Annotated in this window: 9 protein-coding genes; 5 read left to right on the top strand and 4 right to left on the bottom strand. The window is 59.6% G+C overall.

The genetic code is table 11. The features are described 5' to 3' along the window. Nucleotides 1-37: 37 nt before the first annotated feature. A complete protein-coding gene (locus BAR1_RS10940; RefSeq protein ID WP_118943052.1) occupies nucleotides 38-472 on the bottom strand; it encodes a DsrE family protein in 435 nt (144 codons plus the stop codon). 118 nt (nucleotides 473-590) lie between these two features. On the opposite strand from BAR1_RS10940, the gene BAR1_RS10945 reads away from it, so the two are divergent. After that, entirely contained in the window at nucleotides 591-1,160 is a 570-nt protein-coding gene (locus BAR1_RS10945) for a YceI family protein (RefSeq protein WP_118943053.1), read from the top strand. A gap of 94 nt (nucleotides 1,161-1,254) precedes the next feature. Beyond that, nucleotides 1,255-2,478, top strand: coding sequence for an MFS transporter (locus BAR1_RS10950; RefSeq protein ID WP_118943054.1), 1,224 nt, complete (start codon nucleotides 1,255-1,257; stop codon nucleotides 2,476-2,478). 4 nt (nucleotides 2,479-2,482) lie between these two features. On the opposite strand, the gene BAR1_RS10955 is transcribed toward BAR1_RS10950, so the two are convergent. Together BAR1_RS10955 and BAR1_RS10960 are read right to left on the bottom strand one after the other, a co-directional pair. Continuing rightward, nucleotides 2,483-4,624 (bottom strand): heavy metal translocating P-type ATPase, encoded by a 2,142-nt coding sequence (locus BAR1_RS10955; RefSeq protein WP_228408537.1) that lies wholly within the window; start codon nucleotides 4,622-4,624, stop codon nucleotides 2,483-2,485. Between the two features lie 50 nt (nucleotides 4,625-4,674). After that, complete coding sequence (locus BAR1_RS10960) at nucleotides 4,675-5,124, bottom strand: DUF1810 domain-containing protein (protein WP_118943055.1); 450 nt, start codon at nucleotides 5,122-5,124, stop codon at nucleotides 4,675-4,677. Nucleotides 5,125-5,239: 115 nt separating this feature from the next. On the opposite strand from BAR1_RS10960, the gene metG reads away from it, so the two are divergent. Beyond that, nucleotides 5,240-6,958 (top strand): methionine--tRNA ligase, encoded by a 1,719-nt coding sequence (gene metG, locus BAR1_RS10965; RefSeq protein ID WP_118943056.1) that lies wholly within the window; start codon nucleotides 5,240-5,242, stop codon nucleotides 6,956-6,958. Between the two features lie 12 nt (nucleotides 6,959-6,970). Further along, a complete protein-coding gene (locus BAR1_RS10970; protein WP_118943057.1) occupies nucleotides 6,971-8,020 on the top strand; it encodes a glycoside hydrolase family 26 protein in 1,050 nt (349 codons plus the stop codon). Nucleotides 8,021-8,104: 84 nt separating this feature from the next. Here the strand turns inward: BAR1_RS10970 and BAR1_RS10975 are convergent, their stop codons facing one another. Continuing rightward, nucleotides 8,105-9,748 carry a tetratricopeptide repeat protein gene (locus BAR1_RS10975; RefSeq protein ID WP_323368573.1) on the bottom strand — a complete coding sequence of 548 codons (1,644 nt, stop codon included), beginning with the start codon at nucleotides 9,746-9,748 and terminating at the stop codon, nucleotides 8,105-8,107. A gap of 280 nt (nucleotides 9,749-10,028) precedes the next feature. Between BAR1_RS10975 and parE the strand changes: the two genes are divergently transcribed. Beyond that, nucleotides 10,029-11,963, top strand: a complete 1,935-nt coding sequence (gene parE, locus BAR1_RS10980) for a DNA topoisomerase IV subunit B (RefSeq protein WP_407681511.1) — start codon at nucleotides 10,029-10,031, stop codon at nucleotides 11,961-11,963. Nucleotides 11,964-12,104 lie beyond the last annotated feature (141 nt).

The following is a 12,104-nucleotide window of genomic DNA, read 5'->3' on the forward strand; positions in this document are numbered from 1 at the left end:
AACAGAACCTAGTCTGTGGGGTCAGAATGGCAACCCCTTATGGGCGCACATAGGCATAGCCCTGTTCCTGCAATTCGATCAGCCGCACGACGCCCGATGGCACGACTGTGGCCTCGGACATCAAAGGCACAGGGCCGCCGGTTTTCTCGATCATTTTGCGGTGGGTATTGCCACAAGCGGAAAACGACAGGTTTTCCAGTTGCAGGGACAAAACCGATATCCGGTCCGCCACCGGGCTTTTGCCCTCGACAAACATATTCAGGCCGGGGCCATAGGCCACCAGTTCGATTTCAACGGTATCGCCTTTGGATTCGTAATATTTAGCGACGTTCATGACGTTATTTAGCGCCATATTCATCACCTTGGGATCGTTCTGGTTCACATGAATGGCGACGAAATGCTTGACGCCTTCGGCAATAGCTGCGCCATTTATAGTCAAGAATAGTAATATTGCTGTGAGTATTGTCTTCATGGTCTTCCTCCTGTTTGCCCAGACAGCTTAACATGTGAAACGCATTTGGCGAGGGGACACGCCGAATATATCACCAAATCTTCATCCCCGTGCCTTGGCACGCCGGAAAGGAAACGCCATGTCCCGAATATTTCTTAGTCTGGTCTTTTTGGTTTCAACCCTGCTTGCCGCACACGCAAAACCGGTGCGATATCTGCTGGAAGCCAACAAATCCTCGGTCGGGTTTGTCTATCATTTCAACGGCGCCCCGACAAAAGGCACGATGCCGGTGACCAGTGCCGATCTGACGATTGATTTTGCTGCCTTGCACAAAACCACAGTGCGCATATCGCTTAATGTCAGAAAAGCGCGGGCCGGTTTTATCTTTGCCACCCAGGCCTTGCGCGAAAAATCTGTGCTGGATGTCGCCAATCATCCGCAAATCCGGTTTTCCAGCACCAAGGTATCGCGAACAGCCACAGGGGCACGGGTTGTGGGGATGGTCACCATCCGGGGGGTGACAAACCCCCTGACCCTGAACGCCGTGTTTTACCGCCAGAAAGGCAGTGCGCCAAAGGATCTGTCGAAACTGTCGATCCTGCTGACCGGTTCAATCTCGCGTTTGGCCTTCGGGGCAGCGGGATATCCGAAACTGGTTGGCGACCGGATTGATCTGCGGATACTGGCGCGGATCCGGCAAATGGAATAGCGCGAAAACGACCTGCTTAAGTCGAATACGGGCATGATCTGCCCCGACAGCTTTGCCATGATCGGCAGATTGAACAACGCGAACGACCATTCCCATGCGCTTGATGATCTCCTTTGCCGCCCTGTTTCTGTCTGTGATCCTGTTGCAGTTGTCCTCGGGCGGCGTGGGGCCGCTGGATGCCATTTCGGGGCTAAAGCTGGGCTTTACCACGGCACAGGTCGGCTTTCTTGGATCGGCGCATTTCTTTGGTTTTTTCATCGGTTGCTGGTGGGCACCGCGCTTGATGGGCAGCATCGGCCATTCCCGCGCCTTTGCCGCCTTTACGGCCACCGGAGCCATTGGTTTGCTTGCGCATATGCTGATCATAGATGCGATGGCATGGGCCATCATGCGGATCGCCACCGGCCTGTGCGTGGCCGGAAGCTATACCGTGATCGAAAGCTGGATGCAGGCCAAGGTGACCAATGAAATCCGCGGGCAGGCGATGGGCGGCTACCGGATGGTCGATATGGGAGGATCACTGGCCGCGCAGTTGATGATCGGGGTGCTGGAGCCTGCCAGTTATGTGTCCTACAACCTGCTGGCCCTACTGTGCTGTGCCGCCATCCTGCCGCTGACCCTGACCAAAGCCAGCCCGCCTAAAACCCCCGCAGCCCCGCGCCTGCGCCCTAAACTGGCCTTTGCCAAATCGCCACTGGCCGCCGCCGGTGTTGTGGTCGCCGGCCTGACCAGCGCCGCCTTTCGCATGGTTGGCCCGATTTACGGCCAAGAGGTTGGCTTGCAGTTAAACCAGATCGGTCTGTTTCTGGCGGCTTTCGTGTTGGGCGGGGCGCTGGCGCAATATCCGATCGGCTGGCTGGCCGATAAATTCGACCGCCGCTGGATCCTGATCTGGCTGTCTGTTGCGGCCATCGGCAGTTGCGCCATCACGGTCAGCATGTCGGGCTCCGGCACCGCGATGGTCATGGCCACCGCCGTGTTGTTCGGCTTTACCACCTTCCCGATCTTTTCGGTCGCCGCGGCCCACGCCCATGATTTTGCCAGCACCGAGGAACGGGTCGAACTGTCGGCCGCGCTGATGTTTTTCTATGCCATCGGCGCCATCGCCAGCCCGCTGATCGCCTCCAGCCTGATCAACGCCTACGGCCCCGCATCGCTGTTCATCTTTCTGGCGGCCGGGCACGGGGTGCTGATCATATTCGGCCTGAGCCGGATGAACGTACGCCCGACCCGCAAGCGGCGCACCCCCTATGTTTACGCCCCGCGCACATCGTTCCTGATTGGCCGCCTGCTGCGCAAACAGAGGGATAAACGCTAAGTGCTTACTTAACGAACTTGTACCGTAGCAACCGCAAGGCGTTGATCGTCACCAGCACCGTCGCGCCGGTGTCTGCCAGAATGGCCATCCACAGGGATGTCACCCCCAGCAATGTCGTCACCAGAAACACCGCCTTCAGGCCCAGCGCGATGCTGATATTCTGGTGAATATTGGCCATCGTTGCCCGCGACAGGGCAATCAGCGCGGGCACATCGCGCACCCGTTCGTGCAGCAGCGCCGCATCCGCCGTTTCCAGCGCCACATCGGTGCCCCCGCCCATCGCAATGCCAACGTCCGAGCGCGCCAAAGCGGGCGCATCGTTGATCCCGTCCCCGACCATGGCAATATTACCCTGCGCCTTCAGCGCCTCGATCTGGTCCAGCTTGTCTTGCGGCAACAATTCGGATTTCACCTCGATCCCCAGTTGTTTGGCCAGCGCCGCGCCGGTGCGGGCGTTGTCGCCGGTCAGCATCACCGTGCGCACATTCATATCCGCCAGTTCCCGCATCGCGTCGCGCGCGTCCTTGCGCAATTCGTCCCGCAGGGCAAACAGACCCGACAACTCGCTATCGACAATCACCACCGCAACGGTTTTGCCATCCCCTTCCAACGCGGCGATCTCGTCCTCTTGCTCTTTGGTAAACCCGGCAATCTCCTGCCCGTAACGCGGCGAGGCAATCGTCACCAGTTTGCCCCCCACTTTGGCCTGAACCCCACGCCCGCTTAACGCCTCGGATGCGGTGGCCTTTTTCAGCTTCACGCCGCGCGCTGCAACCTCGTCAACGATCGCCACAGCCAACGGATGGCTTGACCCGGCCTCGACCGATCCGGCAAGGGCCAGCATCTGGTCCTCGTCCCCCGAAAACACCCGCACATCCGTCACCGCCGGTTTGCCGCGTGTCAGCGTGCCGGTTTTGTCAAACGCCACCTGCGCCACCTTGCCGATCGCCTCGAGCACCGCGCCGCCCTTGACCAGCAGGCCCTGTCTGGCCCCCGATGAAATGCCCGACGTGATCGCCGCAGGTGTGGACAGCACCAGCGCACAGGGGCAGCCGATCAGCAGGATCGCCAACCCTTTGTAGATCCACGCATCCCACTCCGCGCCAAAGGCCAGCGGCGGGATGATGGCAATCAATGCCGCCACCACGATCACACCCGGCGTGTAATAGCGGCTGAAATCGTCGATAAAGCGCGCGGTCGGGGCCTTGCTGGCCTCGGCGTCCTCGACCATCTGCAAAATCCGCGCGATCATGTTGTTTTCCGCGCCTTTTTCCACCGTCACGCGGATCACCCCGTCGGCATTGATCGATCCGGCGTAAACCCCGTCACCAACCCCTTTGCGTTTTGGCATGGATTCGCCCGTCACGGCCGCCTCGTCGATCGAGGTCTGCCCCTCGCAGATCACCCCGTCCGCTGGCACCCGCCCGCCGGGGCGCACCTCGATCACATCGCCGATTTCCAGACTGTCCGCCGCCACCTCGCGGCTGCCATCACCCACCACCAGAAAGGCGGATTTTGGCACCAGATTTGCCAGCGCCTGAACCGAGCTGCGCGCCTTGGCCGCCGCCATCATCTCTAACAATTCGCCGATCAGAAACAGGAATACCACCACGGCCGCCTCGGGGGCCTCGTTAATCACAATCGCCCCGATCACTGCGATGGTCACCAGCGTTTCAATGGTAAAGGGTTGTCCCGCAACCGCCCCCATCACCGCCTTTTTCGCCAAAGGCGCCAGCGCCACCAGCGCGGCAAAGGCGTAAACGTAATCGGCATAGTCCGGCAGAACCAGCGACAACACCACCGCCAGCGCCAACATCGCCCCCGAGAAGATCACCAACCGCCCTTTGCCCGTCTGCCACCAGCGCGTTTCGGTCTGCGGCGCATCGGTTTGCGGTTTGGCCACCTTATAGCCCAGCTTCTCAATTGCCGTGATCACATGGCCGACCTCATCGAACCCGTCCTGTAAATTGAATTTCAGTTTCTGGTTTGTGTAGTTCAGGGATACATTTTCGATCCCCGGCAGCTTGCACACCACGCCTTCGATCTTGTTCACGCAGCTTGCGCAATCCATGCCGTCAATCACCAGTTCGGTCTTTTTCGCCTCGGTCGCCATATCCTGTCCTTGCAAAATGGAATCACGTTCCATTCTTACATACGACCTCTAGCGACTAGAGCTTCAAGCCCTAATTCCGATGATTACCCATCCAGCGATTCAATATAGGCAATCCGCAGCATCCGCAGGGTTTGCTGATCGCCAATACCGCCGAAAAATCCGAACAGGGCGGATTCAAATACCGGACTTGACCCTTTGACCCTTGAAAACAGCGTGATCGAGGAATGGAACTTCAACGCATCCATCCCGCCGAACACCGTCTCGGCCCCGTCGGCGCGGTGTTTGATCGCCAGTTTGGTGCACTGGATCAGCCGCTTGCCCAACACGGGATGCGCCAGATAGGCCGCTGCCTCGTCCCGATCCGCGATGCCGTAGAATTGCGAGGTCTGGCTGCGCCCCAACCCCTCTAGCTGCGGGAAAATATACCACATCCAGTGGCTTGCCTTGCGGCCCTTTTCCAACTCGGCCAGCACAGAGTCATAAACAGCGTCCTGCGCCGAAACGAAGCGGTCAAAATCGTAATGCGTTTCCATAAGAGCGGGCCTAGCACAAAACCGCCCCTATGGAAACGCGCCGATGCGCGCACCCCCTAGCCCTACCCGCCGCCTTGCGCTAAACAGCTTTCAACACAAACAAAGGCATCCCGAAATGGCACGAATCCTCATCACCTCCGCCCTGCCCTATATCAATGGCATCAAACATCTGGGCAATCTGGTCGGCAGCCAACTGCCCGCCGATCTGTTCGCCCGCTACAATCGCGGACGCGGCAACGAAGTGATGTTCATCTGCGCCACGGACGAACACGGCACCCCTGCCGAACTGGCCGCCGCCAAGGCCGGTCAGCCGGTGGCGGAATATTGCGCCGAACTGCATGACGTGCAGGCCGATATTGCCAAACGGTTCGGCTTGTCATTCGACTATTTCGGCCGCTCCTCCAGCCCGCAAAACCACCGGCTGACCCAGCATTTCGCGGGCAAACTGGCAGACAACGACCTGATCGAGGAAGTCAGCGAAAAGCAGGTCTATTCCATCGACGATGGCCGCTTTCTGCCGGACCGCTATATCGAGGGCACCTGCCCCAACTGCGGCCACGAAGGCGCGCGCGGGGATCAGTGCGACGAATGCACCAAACAACTGTCCCCGACCGATCTGATTGATCCATATTCGACCATCTCGGGATCGAAAAACCTGGAGGTGCGCGAAACAAAGCATCTGTTCCTGCGCCAATCCAGACTGCGCGACACGCTGGATGAATGGATTTCCAGCAAAACCGACTGGCCCGTCCTGACCACCTCGATTGCCAAGAAATGGTTGCATGATGGCGACGGTCTGCGCGACCGCGGCATCACCCGCGATCTGGACTGGGGCGTGCCGGTAAAACGCGGTGATCAGCCCTGGCCGGGGATGGAGGGCAAAGTGTTCTACGTCTGGTTCGACGCACCGATCGAATACATCGGCGCAACAGCGGAATGGGCCGAGGCAAACAGTCTGGACGATAGCGCATGGGAACGCTGGTGGCGCACCGACAAGGGCGCTGACGATGTGCGCTATGTGCAGTTCATGGGCAAGGACAACGTGCCGTTCCACACCCTGTCCTTCCCCGCCACGATCATGGGGTCGGGCGAGCCATGGAAACTGGTCGATTACATCAAATCCTTCAACTACCTGAATTACGATGGCGGCCAGTTTTCCACCTCCAAGGGGCGCGGCGTGTTCATGGATCAGGCGCTGTCGATCCTGCCGTCGGACTACTGGCGCTGGTGGCTTTTGTCGCACGCACCGGAAAATTCCGATGCGGAATTCACATGGGAAAACTTTCAGGCCTCGGTCAACAAGGATCTGGCCGATGTGCTGGGCAATTTCGCCTCGCGCGTCACCAAATTCTGCCGCTCCAAATTCGGCGAAGTGGTGCCCGAAGGCGGCACATACGGCCCCGAGGAACAGGCGCTGATCAACACGCTGGACAAACGCATCAAAGCCTACAACACCCATATGGACGACATGGAAGTGCGCAAAGCCGCCTCCGAATTGCGCGCCATCTGGGTGGCGGGCAACGAATACCTGCAAACCGCCGCCCCCTGGGCCAAGTTCAAGGAAAACCCCGAGGCGGCGGCGGCCGTGATCCGCCTGTCGCTGAACCTGATCCGGCTTTATGCGGTGCTGTCGGCCCCCTTCATCCCCGATGCTTCCGCCACGCTGCTTAAGGCGATGAATACCACGGACGACAGCTGGCCCGATGACGTGACGCAGGCGCTGAACACTCTGCCCGCCCGTCACGAATTCACTGTGCCCGACGTGCTGTTTGCCAAAATCACTGACGAGCAACGTAAGGAATGGCAGGAAAAATTCGCAGGCAAACGCGACTAGGAAAGGAAGCAGATGCGCCGCCTCATCTACCTGACCTTTGCGCTTCTGCTCCCGCTTGCGGCATTCGCCCAGGCCACCCCGCACAATGCCACCCCGCACAATGCCGCCCTGCGCGCCCTCACCCCGCCCGCCGGCAAACTTCTGGCCGGCACCTACACCGGCGGGCGCAGCGGCGAAGAAGACGATATCCTGCCCTCCGACCTGAACGCCTATATCCGCACCACCGGCCACCGGCCCGCGTGGGTCTATTTCTCGAACAACTGGTACCGCTCGCGCGCCTTTCCGATAGCCACGGCCAAATGGATCCGCGCCAGCGGGGCCACCCCCTATGTGCGCCTGATGCTGCGAAGTGATCCCGAACAGGACCACCGCGACCCGCTGTTCACCACCCGCGCCATCGCCAGCGGCAAATTCGACGCCGACCTTGCCAGATGGGCACGCACAGCGGCCGCCTTCAAAACCCCGATCCTTGCCGAATGGGGCACCGAAATGAATGGCGAATGGTTCCAGTGGAACGCCCGATGGAACGGCCGCAACAAAGGTGCCGAACGCTTTGCCGCCGCCTACCGCCATATCATCGACATCGCTCGCGCCAATGGTGCCACCAACATCGTCTGGGTGTTCCATGTCAACTGGGCCGACGGCCCGCCGCGCGGCTGGAACCGGATGGAGAAATACTATCCCGGCGACGACTATATCGACTGGCTCGGCATCTCGCTCTACTCGATGCAGGCCCCCTATGAAACCGAACCTACCGCCTTTGCCCATATCGACAGCACCCTGAAACGCCTGCGTGCCATGGCCCCGTCAAAACCGGTGATCATCGCCGAATTCGGCACCGATGTGAACAACCCGCGCGAACCGGCCGCCGCATGGGCCGCCAAAGCGCTCGACCTGATCCTGTCTGGCAAATACCCGCAACTGATCGGTTTTAGCTGGTGGAACGAAACATGGCCCAACGACGATAACCCCGAAAACGCCACCGATACCCGCATCCGGTCCGACCCCGCCCTGACACAGGTCTTCCGGCGCGCCCTGAAACACCCGCGCATCAATCGCTAATTTCTTTTTCGCACAAATATCCGCGCCGCAGGCATCCCGAGGGCCATATGGCCCGAGACATAAAGCGTTGCGCAGCAACTCAGCTTAACAACAGGATGAATGCGACAACCGACAGGCACAAGACGCCTTGATCGGCGCATCCGCCCGCGCATTGGCCAGATCCAGTCGCGGCTTGATCAGTGCCGCCTCTTCCGCCTTGCCCAACCGCTCCAGACATTCATAAAACCCGTGCAAGGACCACACATTCTCCGGATGTCGCGCCGCCCGGCTCAGGGTATCGTCAAACCCCAGATCGGCCCGATACACCGCCTCGGCCTCCTCGACCCGTCCCTGCTCCAGCAATAGCGCCCCCAGCGCATGGCGGGTTGGCTGCATCCAGCCCCAAGGCTCCTCGTAAGGCAGCGCATCATCGCGGGCCACGGATTCGCGCAGATGGGCAAAGGCCGCGTCATAATCGCCCTTGCGATAGGCCAACTCGCCTTCCAGCATCTCTTCGGCCACCGCCAGAATGCTCTCGCAGGTGTTGTTGAACAACAGCCGCGTTTCCGGCACCCGCGCTTTGGCGGCATAAAACAACTTGCGCTCGGCCTCGGCCTTCTTAACCTCGCCGGTTGCCGCAAAGGCCACGGTGCGCGAATAATGCACCAGTGCTGTGGTGAAACAGTAAAGTTCCTGATCCTCAGGCGGCTTGGTGGTCTTTAAAACCTCCCACTGGCCAAAGCGGATCAGCACATGCTGACGCATGCCGTAATAGCTCTCCAGCCAATCCGCAGACGGCTCGACCACCTCGGGGGTCAGGATCGCTTCCAGTTCCTCGACCGCCGCCAGCGCAGGTCCCATCTGGCCCAGAAACATCGCCCCGTACAGACGGAAATGCAGATCATGGCATATGTAGGTGGTATAGAAATTCATCACCCCTTCGCGTGCCATAAACACCTTGTCCGCGTCGTATGCCTTCACATTACGCCGCACCACATTTTCATACCCCCCACACAACACATCCACATGGGTCGGCATATGCTGCAAATGCCCCGCATCCGGCACCAGATCAACCAAAGCATCCCCCATCCGCAATGCCTTTTCCGGTGTCGGAGACATCTCCATGATGTGGATATACAGATGCAGAATGCCGGGGTGTTGCCACGCGCCTTCAACCTGATCGAACGCCCGTTCCAGCGACGCTTGCGCTTCCAAAACGTCGGACCCCTCTGCAGGCACGCCCGCCTTCAGATCCCACAACTGCCACGGCGTTCTGCACATCATTGCCTCGACCGCCAGCGTGATCACCTCCAGATCATCGGGATGGCGTGCCAGAACCTGCCGCATCGCGTCCGTATAGGCATCATGGGTCGGCGCGATATCCTCGACCTCGGCACTGGCCGGAAAGCGCAGCTTCAACGCCGCCACCAGTTCCGCCGCCAATCCGTCGGCACATTTTTCCGCCGCCGCCAGACTGGCCGCGACCACCTCCAGGCATTCTTCCTTCACCTCGGGCGTGAAATGGTCCCAGCGATAATTGTAATTCGGCCCCTTGGCATAGGCGATCCCCCAATGGGCCATCGCACAATCAGGGTCAGCCGCAATTGCCCTTTCAAAACAGACAATTGCCTCATTGTGATTATAGCCAAAAACCCAGTTCAGCCCGCGATCAAACCACATTTGCGCCTGTTCATTCACAGACACACCTGCACGGGAATATGTGCCAAGATCGTAATAATCATCCATCATCAAACGGGCCTTTTTGCTAAATCCATCAAATCCGCACCAGCCTAACAGCCCGCCCCTACAGGTCAAAGAAAACCCGCACTATATTGATCCAAGCGGCCAATCAGGCACAATCCCCATTGCCCCGACTTGCCCACCTGCATTAGAATGGCCCGCAACAAACCAATAAATGAGCAGCCAAATGCCCGCAGACGACCTCCTTTTCGGCGACGAGCCCGAGAGAAAAAACGAACCCGGCAAAAAGGGCGAGTCCAATAAAAAGGACCCGCCAAAGAAAAAATCTGTGTCCGAAACAGATTACGATGCCTCCTCGATCGAAGTGCTCGAGGGGCTGGAACCCGTGCGCAAACGCCCCGGCATGTATATCGGCGGCACAGATTCCCGCGCGTTGCATCACTTGGTGGCCGAGGTTCTGGACAATTCGATGGACGAAGCCGTCGCCGGACATGCCAACCGCATCGAGGTCGAACTGCACGAGGATTACTCGGTCACCATCCGCGACAATGGCCGTGGCATCCCTGTTGATCCGCACCCCAAATTCCCCGACAAATCCGCGCTAGAGGTGATCCTCTGCACCCTGCACGCGGGCGGCAAATTCTCGGGCGATAGCTATGCCACATCCGGCGGGTTGAACGGCGTTGGCTCGTCCGTGGTGAACGCCCTTTCAGACAGCATGGTGGTCGAAGTTGCCCGAAACCGCACCTTGTACCGTCAGGAATTTTCGCGCGGGCTGCCGCTGGCCCCCTTGGCCGAAATCGGCGCCGCCCCCAATCGGCGCGGCACAACCGTTACCTTCCACCCCGACCCCGAAATCTTTGGCAAACTCCACTTCAAACCGTCCCGCCTGCATGAATTGGTGCAATCCAAGGCCTTCCTGTTTTCCGGTGTCGAAATCCGCTGGAAATCGGCCATTGCCGATGGTGACATGCCGCAAGAGGCGACCTTCCACTACCCCGGCGGGCTGGCGGAATATCTGGGCGAAGTGCTGGGCAGTGCCGCCACCTATGCCGACGCTCCCTTTGCTGGCAAGGTCGATTTCCGCGAGAAATTCGGCGAGCCGGGATCGGTGGAATGGGCCATCAACTGGACCCCTGCGCGCGACGGCTTCATCAACAGCTATTGCAACACCGTCCCCACCCGCGAGGGCGGCACGCACGAGGGCGGCTTCTGGTCCGCCATCCTGAAAGGCATCCGCGCCTATGGCGAATTGGTGGGCAACAAAAAAGCCGCGCAGATCAACCGCGACGACCTGACCACCGGCGGCTGTGCGCTGGTGTCGATTTTCATCGCCGAGCCGTCCTTTGTCGGCCAGACCAAAGACCGGCTGTCCAACGAAACCGCGCAGAAAATGGTTGAAAATGCCGTGCGTGACCATTTCGACAACTGGCTGGCCTCGGACACCAAATCCGCCGGCGCGATCCTCGACTATCTGGTGCTGCGGGCCGAGGAACGGCTGAAACGGCGCGCCGAAAAGGAAACCCAGCGCAAATCGGCCACCAAAAAGCTGCGCCTGCCCGGCAAGCTGACCGATTGTTCCAACAGCGCGCGCGAAGGCACCGAACTGTTCATCGTGGAAGGGGATTCTGCGGGTGGCTCGGCCAAAATGGCCCGCAACCGCAAGACCCAGGCCCTGCTGCCCCTGCGCGGCAAAATCCTGAACGTGCTGGGCGCGGCCAGCTCGAAAATCGGCACCAACGCCGAAATCAGCGACCTGTCACAGGCGCTTGGCGTCGGGTTGGGCAGCCGGTTCAACCTTGATGATCTGCGCTATGAAAAAGTCATCATCATGACCGATGCGGATGTCGATGGCGCCCATATCGCCGCCCTGTTGATGACGTTTTTCTTCACCCAGATGCGGCCGATGATCGACGCGGGCCACCTCTATCTGGCCTGCCCGCCGCTGTTCCGGCTGACCCAGGGGGCCAGGCGGGTGTACTGCATTGACGAGGCCGAGAAAAACGAATGGCTGGAAAAAGGGCTGGGCGGCAAAGGCAAGATCGACGTCTCGCGCTTCAAAGGCTTGGGTGAAATGGACGCCAAAGACCTGAAAGACACCACCATGAACCCCGAAAGCCGCAAACTGATCCGCGTGACGGTAGAAGAAGACATGCCCGGCGAAACCGCCGATCTGGTGGAACGCCTGATGGGCAAAAAGCCGGAAATGCGGTTCCAGTATATTCAGGAGAACGCGCAGTTTGTGGAGGAGCTGGATGTCTAAGGCATTTTGCGAAAATGTCAGCGCCCGACCTGGTGGGCGCGTAGTGCTTAGGCTTTCGCATTCCGCTCCCTTGCATCTGCCAAAACCTACCCGCTAAACGCAGCATAGCAAAAGCGCCCTCCATGGGGAGGTCGGGCGCTG

Source organism: Profundibacter amoris (assembly GCF_003544895.1).
GTDB classification, from domain to species: Bacteria; Pseudomonadota; Alphaproteobacteria; order Rhodobacterales; family Rhodobacteraceae; genus Profundibacter; species Profundibacter amoris.